General features: G+C 72.4%; 20 protein-coding genes. 12 read left to right on the top strand and 8 right to left on the bottom strand.

From position 1 onward, the window contains the following. Positions 1-36 precede the first annotated feature (36 nt). Complete coding sequence (locus tag ACH4FX_RS18465; protein ID WP_398480139.1) at positions 37-792, top strand: decaprenylphospho-beta-D-erythro-pentofuranosid-2-ulose 2-reductase; 756 nt, start codon at positions 37-39, stop codon at positions 790-792. Positions 793-862: 70 nt separating this feature from the next. Here the strand turns inward: ACH4FX_RS18465 and ACH4FX_RS18460 are convergent, their stop codons facing one another. The 3 genes from ACH4FX_RS18460 to glyA form a co-directional block, all read right to left on the bottom strand. Next, positions 863-1,444 (bottom strand): 2'-5' RNA ligase family protein, encoded by a 582-nt coding sequence (locus ACH4FX_RS18460; protein WP_398480137.1) that lies wholly within the window; start codon positions 1,442-1,444, stop codon positions 863-865. Positions 1,445-1,595: 151 nt separating this feature from the next. Next, positions 1,596-2,609: a tryptophan--tRNA ligase gene (gene trpS / locus ACH4FX_RS18455; protein WP_398480135.1), complete on the bottom strand. Its 1,014-nt coding sequence runs from the start codon at positions 2,607-2,609 to the stop codon at positions 1,596-1,598. 132 nt (positions 2,610-2,741) lie between these two features. After that, positions 2,742-4,019 (bottom strand): serine hydroxymethyltransferase, encoded by a 1,278-nt coding sequence (gene glyA, locus ACH4FX_RS18450; RefSeq protein ID WP_398480133.1) that lies wholly within the window; start codon positions 4,017-4,019, stop codon positions 2,742-2,744. A gap of 253 nt (positions 4,020-4,272) precedes the next feature. Here glyA and rocD point away from each other — a divergent pair, with 253 nt between their 5' ends. Then, on the top strand, positions 4,273-5,487 hold the full coding sequence (gene rocD, locus ACH4FX_RS18445; RefSeq protein WP_398480131.1) for an ornithine--oxo-acid transaminase: 1,215 nt from the start codon (positions 4,273-4,275) through the stop codon (positions 5,485-5,487). A gap of 24 nt (positions 5,488-5,511) precedes the next feature. On the opposite strand, the gene ACH4FX_RS18440 is transcribed toward rocD, so the two are convergent. Continuing rightward, positions 5,512-6,696, bottom strand: coding sequence for a glutathionylspermidine synthase family protein (locus tag ACH4FX_RS18440; RefSeq protein WP_398480129.1), 1,185 nt, complete (start codon positions 6,694-6,696; stop codon positions 5,512-5,514). 43 nt (positions 6,697-6,739) lie between these two features. Beyond that, the gene (locus ACH4FX_RS18435) at positions 6,740-7,141 is read right to left on the bottom strand and encodes a hypothetical protein (protein WP_398480127.1); all 402 of its coding nucleotides are present in this window, start codon (positions 7,139-7,141) and stop codon (positions 6,740-6,742) included. Between the two features lie 125 nt (positions 7,142-7,266). Between ACH4FX_RS18435 and ACH4FX_RS18430 the strand changes: the two genes are divergently transcribed. Beyond that, the gene (locus ACH4FX_RS18430) at positions 7,267-8,169 is read left to right on the top strand and encodes a hypothetical protein (RefSeq protein ID WP_398480500.1); all 903 of its coding nucleotides are present in this window, start codon (positions 7,267-7,269) and stop codon (positions 8,167-8,169) included. Here ACH4FX_RS18430 and ACH4FX_RS18425 read toward each other — a convergent pair. Further along, positions 8,143-9,576 (bottom strand): PLP-dependent aminotransferase family protein, encoded by a 1,434-nt coding sequence (locus ACH4FX_RS18425; protein WP_398480125.1) that lies wholly within the window; start codon positions 9,574-9,576, stop codon positions 8,143-8,145. The two genes, ACH4FX_RS18430 and ACH4FX_RS18425, sit on opposite strands and share 27 nt — an antisense overlap. A gap of 47 nt (positions 9,577-9,623) precedes the next feature. Here ACH4FX_RS18425 and ACH4FX_RS18420 point away from each other — a divergent pair, with 47 nt between their 5' ends. The 3 genes from ACH4FX_RS18420 to ACH4FX_RS18410 are packed head-to-tail and all read left to right on the top strand — an operon-like array spanning position 9,624 to position 11,313. Beyond that, positions 9,624-10,100, top strand: coding sequence for a carboxymuconolactone decarboxylase family protein (locus ACH4FX_RS18420; RefSeq protein ID WP_398480123.1), 477 nt, complete (start codon positions 9,624-9,626; stop codon positions 10,098-10,100). After that, positions 10,100-10,564 (top strand): carboxymuconolactone decarboxylase family protein, encoded by a 465-nt coding sequence (locus tag ACH4FX_RS18415; protein ID WP_398480121.1) that lies wholly within the window; start codon positions 10,100-10,102, stop codon positions 10,562-10,564. The genes ACH4FX_RS18420 and ACH4FX_RS18415 overlap by 1 nt, the downstream gene beginning before the upstream one ends. Beyond that, positions 10,561-11,313, top strand: a complete 753-nt coding sequence (locus ACH4FX_RS18410) for an isocitrate lyase/phosphoenolpyruvate mutase family protein (RefSeq protein WP_398480119.1) — start codon at positions 10,561-10,563, stop codon at positions 11,311-11,313. Before ACH4FX_RS18415 ends, ACH4FX_RS18410 begins: the two co-directional genes overlap by 4 nt. 37 nt (positions 11,314-11,350) lie before the next feature. Here ACH4FX_RS18410 and ACH4FX_RS18405 read toward each other — a convergent pair whose 3' ends face one another. Then, positions 11,351-12,091, bottom strand: coding sequence for a Clp protease N-terminal domain-containing protein (locus tag ACH4FX_RS18405; protein WP_398480117.1), 741 nt, complete (start codon positions 12,089-12,091; stop codon positions 11,351-11,353). A 90-nt stretch (positions 12,092-12,181) separates the two neighbouring features. Between ACH4FX_RS18405 and ACH4FX_RS18400 the strand changes: the two genes are divergently transcribed. Both ACH4FX_RS18400 and ACH4FX_RS18395 read left to right on the top strand, forming a co-directional pair. Then, positions 12,182-12,880, top strand: coding sequence for a TetR/AcrR family transcriptional regulator (locus ACH4FX_RS18400; RefSeq protein ID WP_398480115.1), 699 nt, complete (start codon positions 12,182-12,184; stop codon positions 12,878-12,880). Between the two features lie 45 nt (positions 12,881-12,925). Next, on the top strand, positions 12,926-13,651 hold the full coding sequence (locus tag ACH4FX_RS18395; protein WP_398480114.1) for a hypothetical protein: 726 nt from the start codon (positions 12,926-12,928) through the stop codon (positions 13,649-13,651). A gap of 9 nt (positions 13,652-13,660) precedes the next feature. Here ACH4FX_RS18395 and ACH4FX_RS18390 read toward each other — a convergent pair whose 3' ends face one another. Continuing rightward, the gene (locus tag ACH4FX_RS18390) at positions 13,661-13,909 is read right to left on the bottom strand and encodes a hypothetical protein (protein WP_398480113.1); all 249 of its coding nucleotides are present in this window, start codon (positions 13,907-13,909) and stop codon (positions 13,661-13,663) included. A 257-nt stretch (positions 13,910-14,166) separates the two neighbouring features. On the opposite strand from ACH4FX_RS18390, the gene ACH4FX_RS18385 reads away from it, so the two are divergent. From ACH4FX_RS18385 to ACH4FX_RS18370, 4 genes are all read left to right on the top strand, one after another. Next, positions 14,167-15,003, top strand: coding sequence for a helix-turn-helix domain-containing protein (locus ACH4FX_RS18385; RefSeq protein WP_398480111.1), 837 nt, complete (start codon positions 14,167-14,169; stop codon positions 15,001-15,003). Continuing rightward, positions 15,000-15,200, top strand: coding sequence for a DUF397 domain-containing protein (locus tag ACH4FX_RS18380; RefSeq protein ID WP_398480109.1), 201 nt, complete (start codon positions 15,000-15,002; stop codon positions 15,198-15,200). Before ACH4FX_RS18385 ends, ACH4FX_RS18380 begins: the two co-directional genes overlap by 4 nt. Positions 15,201-15,357: 157 nt before the next feature. Further along, the gene (locus ACH4FX_RS18375; RefSeq protein WP_398480498.1) at positions 15,358-15,558 is read left to right on the top strand and encodes a DUF397 domain-containing protein; all 201 of its coding nucleotides are present in this window, start codon (positions 15,358-15,360) and stop codon (positions 15,556-15,558) included. 71 nt (positions 15,559-15,629) lie between these two features. Then, a complete protein-coding gene (locus tag ACH4FX_RS18370; protein WP_398480107.1) occupies positions 15,630-16,094 on the top strand; it encodes a nitroreductase family deazaflavin-dependent oxidoreductase in 465 nt (154 codons plus the stop codon). Positions 16,095-16,134 lie beyond the last annotated feature (40 nt).

Raw genomic sequence — 16,134 nt, 5'->3', positions numbered from 1 at the left:
CCCGGCCCGGCCCGGCCCGTTCCGGAAAGGATTCCCATGAAGGACGCGTTCGGCTCCCCCCAGTCCCTCCTGATCCTCGGCGGCACGTCCGAGATCGCCCTCGCCACCGCCCGCCGCCTGGTCGCCCGCCGCGCCCGTACCGTCTGGCTGGCGGGCCGTCCCTCCCCCTCCCTGGAGGACGCGGCCGGACAGCTGCGGTCGCTGGGCGCCGACGTGCGTACGGTGCCCTTCGACGCGCTGGAGACCGGCGGCCACGAGGAGGCCCTCGGCAAGGTCTTCGCCGAGGGCGACATCGACATGGTGCTGCTGGCCTTCGGCGTGCTGGGCGACCAGGAGCGCGCCGAGGCGGACCCGGCCGCGGCGGTGCGCGTGGTGCAGACCAACTACACCGGCGCCGTCTCGGCGGGCCTGGTCTGCGCCCGGGCGCTGCGCGTCCAGGGGCACGGTTCGCTGGTGGTGCTCTCGTCGGTCGCGGCCGAGCGGACGCGGCGGGTGAACTTCGTGTACGGCTCCAGCAAGGCCGGGCTGGACGCGTTCGCGCAGGGGCTGGGGGACGCGCTGTACGGCACGGGCGTGCACGTGATGGTGGTTCGGCCCGGGTTCGTGCGGACGAAGATGACGGCGGAGATGCGGCCCGCGCCGCTGGCCACGACGGCGGAGGCGGTCGCGGAGGCCGTCGAGACGGGGCTGCGGCGCCGGAGCGAGCTGGTGTGGGTGCCGGGAGCGCTGCGGCCGGTCATGGCCATCCTGCGGCATATGCCACGGGCAATCTTCCGCAGACTGCCGGTCTGACACCCACCGGCGGCGGAGCGCCCGGGCCCAGCAGCAGGTCGGCACCGACGGCCGGACCGCCCGCCGGGGCCTAGCAGGTCGGCGTCGGCGGCCGGGACAGGTCCGCCTGGCGCGGCACCCCGGAGGCGGGCGCCCCGAACGGGTACTCCCGCTCCAGCCGCCACACACCGTCCGCCCCCTGCTCGTACAGCGCGAAGCCGTCGATCGTCCAGGCGGCCTCGAAGTCCTTGAGCGCCACGAACGCCTCGTCCATGGCCTCTTCGGAGATCCCATGGGCGACGGTCACATGCGGGTGGTAGGGGAACTGCAGCTCGCGGGCGCAGGGCCCGGACGCGGCGCGCACCCGCTCCTGGAGGACGGTGCACTCCGCCTCGCCCTCGGCCAGCTTGACGAAAACCACCGGGGACAACGGCCGGAAGCTGTCCGTCCCCTCCAGGCGCAGCCGGAAGGGCGCGAAGCCCGCGGCGACCTCGGCGAGGTGCTCCTCGATGGCGGGCAGGTCCTCCGCGCGGGCCTCCGTGGGCGGCAGGAGGGTGATGTGGGTGGGGATGCCGTGTGCGTGCGGGTCGCCGAAGCCCGCACGCTGCTCCTGGAGGAAGCTGCCGTACGGCTCCGGGACCGCGATCGAAACGCCGAGCGTTACGGTCCCCACTGCGTTCTCCCTCCTGAAGCTGTCGATGTCCCCGGATGCCAGTGTGCCGGGTGGTCCGGCCCCGCGGCGACCGTCCTCGGTCCCGCCGCGTCCGGGACCGATGGCCCTGGCACACGGGCGGGCCGGGGCGCGCCGGCCCCGGCCCGGCCGGTCAGTGCTTGGCGGGCAGGAACCCGATCCGGTCGTAGGCCGTGGCCAGCGTCTCGGCGGCCACCGCACGGGCCTTCTCGGCGCCCTTGGCCAGGATCGAGTCCAGCGTCTCGGGGTCGTCCAGATATTCCTGCGTACGGTCCCGGAACGGTGTGACGAACTCGACCATGATCTCCGCGAGGTCGGTCTTGAGGGCGCCGTACATCTTGCCCTCGTACTTCTTCTCCAGGTCGGCGATGGACTCGCCGGTGAGCGTCGAGTAGATCGTCAGCAGGTTGGAGACGCCCGGCTTGGCCTCGGCGTCGTAGCGGATCACCGTGTCGGTGTCGGTGACCGCGCTCTTGATCTTCTTGGCGGAGACCTTGGGCTCGTCGAGGAGGTTGATGATGCCCTTGGCCGTCGACGCCGACTTGCTCATCTTGACCGCCGGGTCCTGGAGGTCGTAGACCTTGCCGGTCTCCTTGAGGATGTACGGCGCGGGGACGGTGAAGGTGTCGCCGTAGCGGCCGTTGAAGCGCTCGGCGAGGTCCCGGGTCAGCTCGATGTGCTGGCGCTGGTCCTCGCCCACCGGGACCTGGTGGGCCTGGTAGAGCAGGATGTCGGCGATCTGCAGGATCGGGTACGTGAACAGGCCGACGCTGGTGCGGTCGGTGCCCTGCTTGGCGGACTTGTCCTTGAACTGCGTCATCCGGCCGGCCTCGCCGAAGCCGGTCAGGCAGTTCATGACCCAGGCGAGCTGGGCGTGCTCGGGGACGTGGCTCTGGACGAAGAGGGTGCAGCGCTCCGGGTCGAGGCCGGCGGCCAGCAGCTGGGCGGCGGCGAGCCGGGTGTTCGCGCGCAGTGCCGTCGGGTCCTGCGGGACGGTGATCGCGTGCAGGTCCACCACCATGTAGAAGGCGTCATGGGACTCCTGCAGCGCGACCCACTGGCGGACGGCGCCGAGGTAGTTGCCGAGGTGGAAGGAGCCGGCGGTGGGCTGGATGCCGGAGAGTACACGCGGACAGTCGAGAGCCATGACAGGCATTGTCTCAGGTCCGCGGACGGGGCCGGTGCCCGACCGGGCAGCACCGGGGGCACCGGGCGCCGGGCCGGGCGTACGGGGTGGCGCGAGCCGGGGCGGACCGGCCGGTCCGCCCCGGGGGCCCGGTCAGGCCGGGTCGCCCACCAGCCCCGGCGCCGGGTAGCCGCTCATCAGCTCGGCGACCTCGGCGCGGATCGCGGTGAGCGCCGCCTCGTCGCCCGCGCCGGCGGCGGTGACGCCCCGGTCGATCCACTCCGCGATCTGCGGCATGTGCTCCGTCCCCAGGCCGCGCGAGGTCAGCGACGGGGTGCCGATGCGGATGCCGGACGGGTCGAACGGCTTGCGGGGGTCGTACGGCACGGTGTTGTAGTTGACGACGATCCCGGCCCGGTCCAGGGCCTTGGCGGCGACCTTGCCGGGCACCTCCTTGGGCGTGAGGTCCATCAGGATCAGATGGTTGTCCGTACCGCCGGAGACCAGGTCGAAGCCGCGGGCCAGCAGTTGTTCGGCGAGCGCCTGGGCGTTGGCGACGACGGCGTGCGCGTAGGCGCGGAAGGACGGTTGCGCGGCTTCGTGGAGGGCGACCGCGATGGCGGCGGTGGTGTGGTTGTGCGGGCCGCCCTGGAGGCCCGGGAAGACCGCCTTGTCCAGCGGCTTCGCGTACTGCTCGCGGGACATCAGCATCGCGCCGCGCGGGCCGCGCAGCGTCTTGTGGGTGGTGGTGGAGATGACGTCGGCGTGCGGCACCGGCGAAGGGTGGGCGCCGCCCGCGATCAGCCCCGCGATGTGCGCGATGTCGGCGACCAGGACGGCGTCCACCTCGCGGGCGATCTCGGCGAAGGCGGCGAAGTCGATGGTGCGCGGCACGGCCGTGCCGCCGCAGAAGATCAGCTTCGGGCGCTCCTTGAGCGCGAGGTCGCGCACCTCGTCGAAGTCGATCCGGGCGGTGTCGGCCCGTACGCCGTACTGGACGCCGCGGAACCAGGTGCCGGTGGCGGAGACGCCCCAGCCGTGCGTGAGGTGGCCGCCCATCGGCAGCGACATGCCCATGACCGTGTCGCCGGGCTCGGCGAAGGCGAGGTAGACGGCGAGGTTGGCGGGCGAGCCGGAGTACGGCTGGACGTTGGCGTGCTCGGTGCCGAAGACGGCCTTGGCGCGGTCGATCGCCAGCCGCTCGACACGATCGATGTTCTGCTGGCCTTCGTAGTAGCGCCGGCCCGCGTACCCCTCGCTGTACTTGTTCTGGAGGACGGTGCCGGTGGCTTCGAGCACGGCGGTGGACACGTAGTTCTCGGAGGGGATCAGGCGCAGCGTCTCGGCCTGGAGGCGCTCTTCGGCACCGACCAGGGCGGCCAGCTCGGGGTCGGCGGCGGCGAGGGCGGGGTGGGGCAGGGGATGGCTCACGGGGTCCTCCGGGGCGATCGGTCCGTACGGCTTTCCGGTCGTGCTCCCGGGGTACCCAGGCGGGCGGCACCTCGTGGTGTCGGCCGTCTCCCGACGGCCGCGCGCCGCTCCCTCGGGGTCGCTTCCCCGTACGCCAGTCGCGGTGCGCGAAGCCAGTCTATCGGGGGGTGTGCGGCGCAACCTTTCTTCGCATACCGTCCGCCCAACGGGATCTCTTCGCCCGGAAACGCCCGCATACCGAACGGAGTCAACGGTGACCCCTACGACGTCCACGGAACGCAGCATCGCCGTCGCCGAGGCCCACGGCGCGCACAACTACCACCCGCTCCCCGTCGTCGTGGCCTCCGCCGAGGGGGCCTGGATGACGGACGTGGAGGGCAACCGCTACCTGGACATGCTCGCCGGGTACTCGGCGCTCAACTTCGGCCACGGCAACCGCCGGCTGATCGAGGCGGCCAAGGCGCAGCTGGACCGGGTGACCCTCACCTCGCGCGCCTTCCACCACGACCGGTACGCCGACTTCTGCGCCCGGCTCGCCGAGTTCTGCGGCATGGAGATGGTGCTGCCGATGAACACCGGCGCGGAGGCCGTCGAGACGGCGGTCAAGACCGCGCGCAAGTGGGGCTACCGGGTCAAGGGCGTCCCGGACGGCCGGGCGAAGATCGTGGTGGCGGACAACAACTTCCACGGCCGGACGACCACGATCGTCTCCTTCTCCACCGACCCGGAGGCGCGTGCCGACTACGGCCCGTACACCCCGGGCTTCGAGATCGTCCCGTACGGCGACCTGGCGGCGCTGGCGGACGCGGTGGACGACGACACGGTCGCGGTGCTGCTCGAACCGATCCAGGGCGAGGCGGGTGTGCTGGTCCCGCCGCCCGGTTACCTGCCGGGTGTACGGGAGTTGACCCGCCGGCGCGGCGTCCTGTTCATCGCGGACGAGATCCAGTCCGGTCTGGGCCGCACCGGCACCGACTTCGCCTGTCAGCACGAGGGCGTCGTGCCGGACGTGTACGTGCTGGGCAAGGCGCTGGGCGGCGGCATCGTGCCGGTGTCGGCGGTGGTCTCCTCGCGCGCGGTGCTGGGCGTGTTCCGGCCGGGTGAGCACGGCTCGACGTTCGGCGGCAACCCCCTCGCGTGCGCCGTGGCGCTGGAGGTCCTGGCGATGCTGCGGACGGGCGAGTACCAGCAGCGCGCCCGGGAGCTGGGCGAGCACCTGCACCACGAGCTGGGGCTGCTGGCGGGCGGCGGCGCGGTGGACGCGGTGCGCGGGCGCGGCCTGTGGGCCGGGGTGGACATCAGCCCGGCCCTGGGCACGGGCCGGGAGATCTCCGAACGGCTCATGGAGCGCGGCGTGCTGGTCAAGGACACCCACGGCAGCACGATCCGGCTGGCGCCCCCGCTGATGATCGGCAAGGACGACCTGAACTGGGGGCTGGACCAGCTGCGGGCCGTACTGGACGCCTGACCGTCCGCCGCTACGGGGCGCGCCTCACAGGATCACGTGCGGCAGGAAGCGGGCGTACTCGTCCGTGACCAGCCCCGCCGACTCCCGGATGCCGAGCCCCGCCGCCTCGTCCTCGACGACCCACGCGCCGAGCACCACCCGGTTGCCGTCGAAGTCGGGCAGCGGGGCCAGCTCCTGGTAGCAGCACGGCTCGTCGCGGACGACGGGGGCCGCGCCGGGCCGGTGGACGGTGACACCGGCGCCCTCGCGGCCGAGCAGCGGCTTGGCCACGTACCCGGGCCCGTCGGCCAGTTCGCGCGGTCCGTCCAGGTAGGCGGGCAGCAAATTCGGGTGGCCCGGGTACAGCTCCCAGAGGATCGCGAGCAGCGCCTTGTTGGACAGCAGCATCTTCCAGGCGGGCTCGATCCACAGCGTGCTGCCGGTGCCGCCGCCGTTGTCGAGGGTGTCCAGGACGTGCGGCCCGAACTCGTCCGTGGCCAGCCACTCCCACGGGTAGAGCTTGAAGCAGGCCCGGATGAAGCGCAGCCGCTGGTCCACGAAGCGGCCGGAAAGGGTGTCCCAGCCGATCTCCTCGACGGGTATCGCCACCGTCTCCAGACCGGCCTGCCGCGCCGTCTCCTCCAGATAGGCGACGGTCATCAGGTCCTCGCCCAGTTCGTCGCCCGCCGAGTGCGCGAAGTGCACGGGCGCGCCCGGCGGCAGCAGCTCGGCCTGCTTGCGCCACGCCTCGACCAGCCGCTCGTGCAGCGAGTTCCACTGGTCGGCGCCGGGGAACCGTTCCTCCATCCAGAACCACTGCGGGCCCGCCGCCTCGACCAGCGAGGTCGGCGTGTCCGCGTTGTACTCCAGCATCCTGGCGGGCCCGGTGCCGTCGTACCGCAGGTCGAACCGCCCGTAGAGCGTGGGCAGTTCGGCGCGCCGGCGCCAGGACTCGGCGACCAGGTCCGCCAGCCGCGGGTCGTCGATGCCCAGGTCGGCGAAGCGCCGGTGCTCGACGATGTGCGCGGCGGCGGCCAGGCACATGGCGTGCAGTTCCTCGACGGTCTCCTCCAGCGCCTCGACCTCGGGCAGCGTGAAGGAGTAGTACGCGCTCTCGTCCCAGTACGGGCGCAGCGAGCCGTCCGGGTAGCGGGTGAGCGGGTAGATCAGGCCCTGCGCCTCGACGGTCTCCTGCCAGCCGGGGCGCGGCCGTGCCGGGTGCCGCTTCATGTGGCGGCTCCCCCGGCCGGGGTGCTTTCCGTCCGCACCGCCGTCACCCGCCGCTGGAGCCGGAGCAGCCGAAGCCGCCGCGGTTGACGGCGGTGCTCTTGCTGAAGGTGCCGGAGTCGGCGTACCGGCCGTTCACGTCGGAGCCGTAGTACCACTGGCCGTCGGTCTTCTGCCCGCGCCCGGCGGTGCCCTTGTTCTTGCCGGACGACGAACCGCCGCCGGTGCCGCCCGTGCTGCCGGTCCCGCTCGACCCGCTTCCGCTGCTGCTGCACGCCTTCGAGTCGATGACCCGGTAGCCCTTGACCGCGTCGTAGCTGTTGCGGTCGACGCACCGCTTGTCCGGCTCCGAGCCGCAGGAGGTGAGCGCCGCCGCGAGGGCGCCCATGCCGCCCAGGATCACCGTGCTCGACCGCAGCCGCCGCCGGGCCTTCGTCTGCTCTGCCATCCCTGTCTTCCCCCGTACATCCGTGGCAACGGTTTTCAGCCAGGTCAGCCTAAAGGCCATGGCCCGCAAGGCCGCAACGGGCCCGTGGCAGGCCGTCCGCCTACAGTCGATGTGTGCTGATTGGGATGTTCTGTGCGCTCGGTTCGGCGGTCTGCTTCGGTACGGCGTCGGTCCTCCAGGCGGTGGCGGCCCGCGCCACCGCGCCCGGGACCGGCTCCGGGTCCGGCGTGGACCCCAGACTGCTGCTGCGCGTGCTGCGCGAGTGGCGCTACCTGCTCGGCCTGGCCCTGGACGGCTGCGGCTTCCTCCTCGAACTGGTCGCGCTGCGCTCCTTGCCGATCTACGCGGTGGGGGCGGCCCTCGCCGCCAGCCTCGCCGTGACCGCGGTCGTGGCCGTGCCGCTGCTGCACGTCCGGCTCAGCCGCGCCGAGTGGACCGCCGTCGTGGTGGTCTGCGGCGGACTGGCCCTGCTCGGGCTCGCCTCGGGTGCGGAGGGGACGGGGGCGGGCTCCACCGGTCTGCGCCTCGGTGTGCTGGCCGTCGCGCTGGCGATCCTGGTGTGGGGCGCGTTCGCCGGGCGGCTGCCCGACCGGGCGCGGGCGGCGGCGCTGGGGCTCGGCGCCGGGTTCGGCTTCGGTGTCGTGGAGGTCGCCGTACGGCTGGTTCCCGACCTGGCGCCGACGTCCCTGGTGTCCAACCCCGCCACGTACGCCCTGCTCGTCGGCGGTGGCGCGGCCTTCCTGCTGCTGACCTCGGCCCTCCAGCGCGGCTCGGTGACGGCGGCCACGGCGGGCATGGTCATCGGCGAGACGCTGGGGCCCGCGCTGGTCGGCGTCGTCTGGCTCGGCGACCGTACGCGTGCCGGGCTGGCGCCGCTGGGCTTCGCCGGGTTCGCGCTGGCGGTGCTGGGCGCGCTGGCGCTGGCCCGCTTCGGCGAGGCACCGGAGGTGCCGGGGGCGGCGGCGCCCGCCGATGTGGCCGGGGAGCCCACCGCGAGCGGCCTACGGGGCGGGCGGGAGCACCCGTAGCAGCGCTTCCAGTGCCCCCGCGAACGCGTGGTCCGGCGGCCTGCCGTACGTCACGACCAGTCCGTCGCGCGGCGTACCGCCGCCCCCTTCCGGGGTGGCGGGGTGCCCGAAAGTGCTCAGCCCCTCCAGAGCGAGGCCCTGCCAGCGCGCGGCCTGGATGACGGACTGCTCGGTGCCGGGCGGGAGTTCGAGGACGGCGTGCAGGCCGGCCGCGATGCCGCTGACCCGGATGTGCGGCACCTGCTCGGCCAGCGCGGTGACGAGCTGGTCGCGGCGGCGCCGGTAGCGCAGCCGCATACCGCGCACGTGCCGGTCGTACGCGCCCGAGGCGAGGAATTCGGCCAGCGTCAGCTGCTCCAGCGCGGCGGTCTGCCACTCGCCGGTGTTCTTGAGCGCGAGGACCGGGTCCACGAGGTGGTCCGGCAGCACCATCCAGGCCAGCCGCAGCGCCGGGGCCAGGCTCTTGCTGGCGGTGCCGAGGTAGACGACGCGGTCGGGGTCGAGTCCCTGCACGGCTCCCACAGGCTGCCTGTCGTACCGGAACTCGCCGTCGTAGTCGTCCTCCAGGACCAGGCCGCCGCTGGACCGCGCCCAGTCGATGGCGGCGGCGCGGCGGTCCGGGTGCAGCGGTACGCCGGTGGGGAACTGGTGCGCGGGGGTGAGCAGGACGGCCCGTACGCCCGGCAGGTCCGGCAGCCGGTGGGTGTCCGCGCCGTACCCGTCGACCGGCAGCGGAACGGGGCGCAGGCCCGCGCGGGCCAGCACGTCGCGGTGGAAGCCGAGACCGTACGCCTCGGTGCCGATCCCGCGTACGCCCGCGTCGCGCAGGGCGCGGGCGAGCACGCCGAGGCCCTGCATGAAGCCGGTGCAGATCAGGACGCGCTCCGGGTCGGTCCGTACGCCGCGGGCGCGGGCCAGGTAGTCCGTGAGCACGGTGCGCAGCTCCGGGCGGCCGAGCGGGGGGCTGTAGCCGAACGCCTCGCTGGGTGCCGCGGTGAGCGCGCGGCGGGACGCGGCCAGCCAGGCGGCGCGCGGGAAGGCGGAGACGTCGGGGGTGCCGGGCCGCAGGTCGTAGCGCGGACGGCCGGGCACCCGGACGGGGGCGGTGCGCCGGGCCGGCGGGGCGGGGCGCAGCGGTTCGGCGCGCCGGGCGACGCGGGTGCCGGAGCCCTGCCGGGCGCTGAGCCAGCCCTCGGCGACCAGCTCGGCGTACGCGTCGGCGACGGTGTTGCGGGCGATGCCGAGGTCCGCGGCGAGCGAGCGGGAGGAGGGCAGGCGGGTACCGGGCGCGAGCCGTCCCGTCCGCACGGCCTCGCGCAGGGCCCGCATCAGGGAGGCACGGACGCCGCCGGAACCGGCGAGGTCGAGGTGCAGGTCGCGACCGAAAGTGGCCCACGATTCGTCCATGGGAATGGACCATACCCGTGCGCCAATGCAGGCGTAGCGTCACTGCCATGACGACGAACGAGAACCCGCGACCGGGGCACCACCACCCCCGGATCGCCATCGCACCGAACGCGCCCGAGGTCTACCGGGCGATGGTCGCCCTCGACGCGGCGGCCAAGAAGGGCCTGGACCCGGCCCTGGTCCACCTGGTGAAGATCCGCGCCTCGCAGATCAACCACTGCGCCTTCTGCATCGACATGCACATCAAGGAGGCCCGCAAGGAAGGGGAGACGGAGGAGCGCGTCTACCTCCTCAACGCCTGGGAGGAGGCCACCGGCCACTACACCGCCAAGGAACAGGCCGCCCTCGCCCTGACCGAGGCCGTCACCGTCCTGACCGACGGCTTCGTGCCGGACGCCGTGTACGAGCGCGCCGCCGCCCAGTTCGAGGAGCGGGAACTCGCCCAGCTCATCGCCCTGATCACCACCATCAACGCGTGGAACCGCTTCGGTGTGACCACCCGTATGACCCCGGGGCAGGCGTGATGACGACCACCGCCCGTTCCCCCCGGCTCGACTTCTACAAGCTCGCCCCGGGGGTCTACCAGCCCCTGCTGAACGCGCACATCGCCGCGAAGAAGGGCCTGGGCGACGACGTCCTCGCCGAACTGGTCCTGATCCGCGCCTCGCAGATCAACCACTGCGCGTTCTGCCTCGACATGCACGTCGCGGACGCGCTGAAGGCCGGGGTGTCCGCGGAGCGCATCCACCTCCTCAACGCCTGGGAGGAGGCCACCGGGCACTACACCGCCAGGGAACAGGCCGCCCTCGCCCTCACCGAGGCCGTCACCGTCCTGACCGACGGCTTCGTGCCGGACGCCGTCTACGAACGCGCCGCCGCGCACTTCGACGAGCGCGCACTCGCCCACCTCATCGCCCTGATCACCACCATCAACATGTGGAACCGCATCAACGTCGCGGTCCGCCAGCCCATTGGCGGCCTCTCGTGACCGCGGCGGCCCTGCGCGCCCTCCACCACGGCCGGGCGGCGGACGATCCGCTGGTGCTGCCCGGCCCGTGGGACGCCGAAAGCGCCCGGATCTTCGCGGCGGCCGGGTTCGCGGCCCTGGCCACGCCGAGCGCGGGGGTGTCGGCGTCGCTGGGCTACGCGGACGGCAGCACACCGCCGGACGAGATGTTCGCGGCGGTCGCCCGGATCGTACGGGCCGTGGACGTGCCGGTGACCGCTGACCTGGAGGCCGGGTACGGGCTGCCCGCGAAGGAGCTGGTGGAGCGGATCGCCGCGACCGGCGCGGTCGGCTGCAACATCGAGGACGGCGATCACCGCACGGGAACGCTGACGGATACCGGTCGGCAGGCGGACCGGCTGGCGGAGATCCGGGCCGCGGCGGGCGACGCGCTGCTGATCAACGCCCGGATCGACGTGTTCCTGCCCGGCCGGGCCGGTTCCGGCGGCGGTACGGACCTGGCCGCCCAGGTCGCGGAGGCGGTGGACCGCGGGCTGCGGTACGCCGCCGCGGGCGCCGACTGCGTCTACCCGATCCTCGCGCCGCCCGAGGTCCTGCGGGAGCTGGCGGACCGCATCGGGCTGCCGGTCAACGCCATCGCCGTACCGGGCGGCCCGTCCCCGCGCGAACTGGGCGCGGCGGGCGCGTCCCGGGTCACCTTCGGGGGCGGGCTGCACCGGCGGGCGATGACGGCGGTGCAGGCCATGGCGGAGGAGCTGCGCACGGCCTGAGCCGCCGGCCGGCCGGGCCGTCGCGGCCCGGCCGGGATCACTTCCCTTCTTCCCTGGCCGCGACGATCGCGGCCAGGGCCGCGGTGATGTCGGCCTCGGAGGCCGCCTTGGTGATGCCGAGGCCGTGCAGCAGGCCCGTGCCGTCCTCCAGTTCCAGCAGGGCGAGCAGGATGTGTTCGGTGCCGACGTAGTTGTGCCCCAGGCGCAGGGCCTCGCGGAAGGTGAGTTCCAGCGCCTTCTTCGCCTGCGCGTCGAACGGGATCAGGGCGGGCATCTCCCCGGCCGCCTCCGGCAGCGACTCGGCCGCGCGCTGCCGTACGGCGTCCAGCGTCACGCCCTGCGCCACGATCGCGCGCGCGGCGAGGCCCTCCGGTTCGGCCAGCAGGCCGAGCACCAGGTGCACGGTGCCGATCTGGGGGTTGCCCGCGGCGTGGGCCTCGTTCTGCGCCGTCACCACCACGTTGCGGGCGCGCTCCGTGTACCGGCCGAACCCCTGGCTGGGGTCGAGGTCCGACGCCTCGCCGGGCGTCTTCGGCACGAACCGCTTCTGGGCCGCCTGCTTGGAGACGCCCATGCTCTTGCCGATCTCCGTCCAGGAGGCGCCCGAGCGCCGTGCCTGGTCCACGAAGTGGCCGATCAGGTGGTCGGCGACCTCGCCGAGGTGCTCCGCGGCGAGCACCGCGTCGCTGAGCTGGTCCAGCGCGTCCGTGTGGACCTTCTTGATGGCCTCGATCAGGTCGTCGAGGCGGATCGGGGTACTGCGCGTGGGTTCCGTCATGCGTCAACCGTAAGTTGACGCCGCTCCCATCGTCAACCCTTGGTTGACGATCTCTGGCTTTACTAGAGCAGCTGCTCTACTATTGCGGTGATGCGTACCGTCAACCCCGAAGAGCACGCCCGGAAGCGGGCCCACATCCTGCGCGCCGCGGCCACCGAGTTCGCCGCACACGGGGTGGACGGCACGTCCACGGCCCGCATCTGCCGCGCCGCCGGGATCGGCTCCGGCACGCTCTTCCACTACTTCGCGACCAAGCGCGACATCTTCCACGCCCTGTTCGGCGACGATGTGCCGCGCAACGCCGAGGCGTGCGCCCGCGCGCTCGCCGCGGACCGGCCGGACGACGGGATCGACCTGCTGCTGGACCACCTCCTCGCCGACCTGGCCGACCCGCTGGCGCCCGGCCTCGCCGTCGCGGCCGTCCTCCAGGCCAACCGCGACGAGGAGTTCGCCCGGCTGGTCGTCGCCGACACCGCGCAGATCCGGGACGCGCTGCACACCCTGACCGGACGGCTCGCCGCGGCGGGAGGGCAGCTCGCCTTCCCGCCCGCCCGGGTCGCCGGCTGGATCCAGAACCTGATCGACGGCGCCTACTTCACCTCCGGCGATCCGGGCTTCGACCCCGCGGCGCACGCGGCCGAGCTGCGGCGCATCGTCGCCTGGCTGACCGGCCGGGAACCGGCGGGCCAGGGGCCGACGGGCCAGGAACCGCCCGAGGAGCCGACCGACCGGGAACGGACCCCCGCCCACGCGGAACCCGCCGACGGGCCGTCCCCGTCACCCGCCTGACCCCACCCACCGCACCCGCCCCGCACCAGAGGGAGAACCGGCCCGATGTCCTTCGACACCCCGGCGTCCAAGGCCCCGCGCCCGGCCGACCGGACCACCGTCGGCCCCACCACCGGCGAACGCGCCCTGCTGTGGGCCGGTTTCCCCGTCCTGGGCGCGGGGGCGCTGTGGCTGCTCAGCAGGGCGGCGGGCTGGGTGGCGTCACTGCCCTGGGCGCCGCTGCAAGGACCGTTCAAGCTGGTCGCGTCCCTGCCCGAACCGCAGGCGTCGATCGGCGCCCTGGCCGTCGGTGCGCTCCTGGGCCTGGCGCTCGCGTTCCTCGCCGACCGGGAGTACGTGACCGGCGTCATCGGGCCCGGCCAGGCCGTCCTGACCGTGGACGGCGTCACCCGCACGGTGCCGCGCGACGCGACCGCCGCGGTCTTCCAGGACGGCAAGAGCCTGGTGCTGCTCGGCCACGACACCGCCGAACTGGCCCGGTTGCGCGGCGACTTCGACGCGCAGCGGTTCGCGGCGGCATTCGAGCGGCACGGGTACCCGTGGCAGGCGGACGGCGACCCGTACGCCGCCGACTTCCGCCGCTGGGTGGCGGGCCAGCCCGACCTGTCCGACGCCGCCCACGCCCTGCTCAAGGCCCGCGCACACGCCTTGAAGAAGGGCAACAAGGAGGACGCGGAGCAGCTCAGGGCCGACCTGGCCGAGCTGGGCGTCGTCGTCCGCGAGGACAAGAACGGCAAGGACGCGGCCCAGCACTGGCGCCGGATCGCCTGACCCGGCGGGTCAGTGCCGGGTGGCGGCGGGTTTGGTGAAGACGCTGACGGGCTCCTCCGTGTGCTTCACGAACCGCTTGTGCCCGCTCTCCGCCGCGTGGGCGCGCATCCAGCCGTTCGCCGGCATGGGGGTGTCCCAGACGGCGGAGCGGGCACCGCACTCCGCGCCGTCGATTTCGGTGACGCACGCGGCGACGTGCTTCCGGATACCGGTGATCTGGATCTCCAGACGCGTTGGGGCAGGGTCGGGATGGGACATGGAACGCCCTTCGGATCGGGGTGAGTTGAAGACGGCATCACCGTCACCACTGGTAGGCACAAGAAGCACGCCGTCGCGCCCGCGCGAGCGCATAAGCCGAGTGAGGTGTTCCCGTCCGGCGTTCTGTTCAGAGTCACTCTTCCGGGGCAAGGATCGCTCCTTTCCGTAATGGTTCCACTACCGGCGGGATTCAGGGTGACCTAGAGTCGGGAACCGATCAACGTGTCAGGTCCGGCAGAAGAGTTGGCGGTGACCCCTTGAATCGCAAGGAGTTGAACCCGGACAGCAGTCCGCAGGCAGCCTTCGGGGCGCGTCTGCGCAGTTTGCGCGAGGGCCACGGATGGAAGCAGGAAGACCTGGCCGAGCGGATGGGGTACTCCAGTACGCACATCTCAGCCGTCGAAACCGGTCGGAAGATTCCAACCTTGCGCTTTTCACGTAGCGCTGATCGCGCCTTCGGCACCGAGGGAACAACGGACACCTTCGAGCGGCAGTGGCGGGAGATCAAGCACGGTTCATTGCTGGAGGGTTTCCCGGAGTTTGTGGGGCACGAGGGGCGCGCGGCGGAAATCCGTCTGTACGAAGTCGGCGTCATACCTGGGCTTCTTCAGACACAGGGGTACGCAGCTGCCCTTGCCAAGAGTGCTGTCCGGCGAGGGATGATTACGGCCGAGCAGGCGGAGGAGCGGGTTTCGCTCATCTCCGAACGTCAAGCCGTGTTGCGGCGGACGCCCCCGCCGCTGGTGTTGGCGGTGCTGGACGAGAGCTGTCTACGTCGTCCCGTCGGCGAGCCTGCTGTGATGGACGCCCAGTTGGCGCGGCTGATCGGCTTCGCCAACCTGCCCAACACCATCTTCCAGGTGGCTCCATTCACCATGGGGACAGATAGGCCGTTCGACCTGCCGGTTACGATCCTGACGCTGGCCAACCGCTCGTTGGTGTCGTACGCGGAGTCCGCCCAGCGGGGGCATCTCGAAGGAGAATGCACCTCGGTACTGCCCCTGATGACGGCCTACCATCAGTTGCAGGCCGGAGCCCTCTCACAGTCGGCGTCCGTAGCCTTGGTCGAACAGCTTCGAAAGGGCACCCCGTGACCACCGAAACTTTCCATTGGTTCAAGTCCTCGTACAGCAACAACGGCGGCCAATGCATAGAGGTCGCCGCCGACCTTGCCGCTTCGCACGGCCTGGTCCCCGTCCGTGACAGCAAGGACCCCAACGGGCCGGTCATGACGCTCAGCACGGGCGCCTTCGCCGACCTGGTCGAGTTCGCCCGGAACTCCGCCATCTGACCTCGGGCCCCGCCACTTCCGCACCGTAGTGGCGGGGCTTTCGTGTGACCCCATGTTTCGTCCGAGCAAGCGGGCGGGTACGCCCGTTGACGGCCTCCCAGCGCGCGCTCCCAAGCGCTGTCCGTGGCCGTACCGAGCAGTTACGAAGGGGCGCCCCATAACCACCGCTTCACCCTGCTGGTTCAAGTCCTCGTACAGCGAAAACGGCGGCCAGTGCATAGAGGTCGCCACCAACCTCCTCCCCACCCACAGCATCGTCCCCGTCCGCGACTCCAAGAACCCGGACGGACCGGTGCTCACCCTGCACCCCGACGCCTGGGCCGGACTCGTCGAGTTCGCCCGGCACACCGCCATCTGACCTGGTGGGGAGGCGTGTGGTGAACGGCGCGACATCATCCGCAAGCCGCGAGCGACGATGGGGTGACCGCGATGCCTCTTGAGGGCGAGTACGGGCCGAGCCCGGCGCAGTGGGTGCGCGACCAGGTCGAGCTGTACGAGAGTTCGGGCGGCACGCAGGGGACGACGCTGTGGGACACGGGCCTGCCCGTCGTCATTCTCACGACCCGCGGCGCGAAGAGCGGCAAGATCCGCAAGATTCCCCTGATGCGCGTGGAACACGAGGGACGGTATGCGGCCGTGGCGTCGAAGGGCGGTTATCCGCGCCATCCTGTCTGGTACTTCAACGTCAAGGCCAATCCGCACGTGGAGCTCCAGGACGGGCCGAAGCGCCAGGACATGACGGCGCGTGAGGTCGGCGGGGAGGAGAAGGCCGCGTGGTGGGAGCGTGCGGTCGCCGCCTATCCGCCGTACGCCGAGTACCAGGAGGCGACTGACCGCGTGATCCCCGTCTTCGTACTGGAACCCATGTACCCACCAGGGCCGACGGACGCCTGACCTGGCTCCCGGTACGAGAACCGGACGAGGCCGGGTGGGA

The organism is Streptomyces sp. NPDC018019, assembly GCF_044327805.1.
GTDB lineage: Bacteria > Actinomycetota > Actinomycetes > Streptomycetales > Streptomycetaceae > Streptomyces.
The sequence above is the reverse complement of the archived record's forward strand: the minus strand, read 5'-3'. Positions and strand labels throughout refer to the sequence as shown.

Coding starts and splice junctions, on each gene's coding strand:
- ACH4FX_RS18465 (WP_398480139.1), top strand. CDS start 37: ATGAAGGACGCGTTCGGCTCCCCCCAGTCCCTCCTGATCCTCGGCGGC.
- trpS (WP_398480135.1), bottom strand. CDS start 2,609: ATGGCTCTCGACTGTCCGCGTGTACTCTCCGGCATCCAGCCCACCGCC.
- ACH4FX_RS18440 (WP_398480129.1), bottom strand. CDS start 6,696: ATGAAGCGGCACCCGGCACGGCCGCGCCCCGGCTGGCAGGAGACCGTC.
- ACH4FX_RS18435 (WP_398480127.1), bottom strand. CDS start 7,141: ATGGCAGAGCAGACGAAGGCCCGGCGGCGGCTGCGGTCGAGCACGGTG.
- ACH4FX_RS18430 (WP_398480500.1), top strand. CDS start 7,267: ATGTTCTGTGCGCTCGGTTCGGCGGTCTGCTTCGGTACGGCGTCGGTC.
- ACH4FX_RS18425 (WP_398480125.1), bottom strand. CDS start 9,576: ATGGACGAATCGTGGGCCACTTTCGGTCGCGACCTGCACCTCGACCTC.
- ACH4FX_RS18420 (WP_398480123.1), top strand. CDS start 9,624: ATGACGACGAACGAGAACCCGCGACCGGGGCACCACCACCCCCGGATC.
- ACH4FX_RS18415 (WP_398480121.1), top strand. CDS start 10,100: ATGACGACCACCGCCCGTTCCCCCCGGCTCGACTTCTACAAGCTCGCC.
- ACH4FX_RS18405 (WP_398480117.1), bottom strand. CDS start 12,091: ATGACGGAACCCACGCGCAGTACCCCGATCCGCCTCGACGACCTGATC.
- ACH4FX_RS18400 (WP_398480115.1), top strand. CDS start 12,182: ATGCGTACCGTCAACCCCGAAGAGCACGCCCGGAAGCGGGCCCACATC.
- ACH4FX_RS18395 (WP_398480114.1), top strand. CDS start 12,926: ATGTCCTTCGACACCCCGGCGTCCAAGGCCCCGCGCCCGGCCGACCGG.
- ACH4FX_RS18390 (WP_398480113.1), bottom strand. CDS start 13,909: ATGTCCCATCCCGACCCTGCCCCAACGCGTCTGGAGATCCAGATCACC.
- ACH4FX_RS18370 (WP_398480107.1), top strand. CDS start 15,630: ATGCCTCTTGAGGGCGAGTACGGGCCGAGCCCGGCGCAGTGGGTGCGC.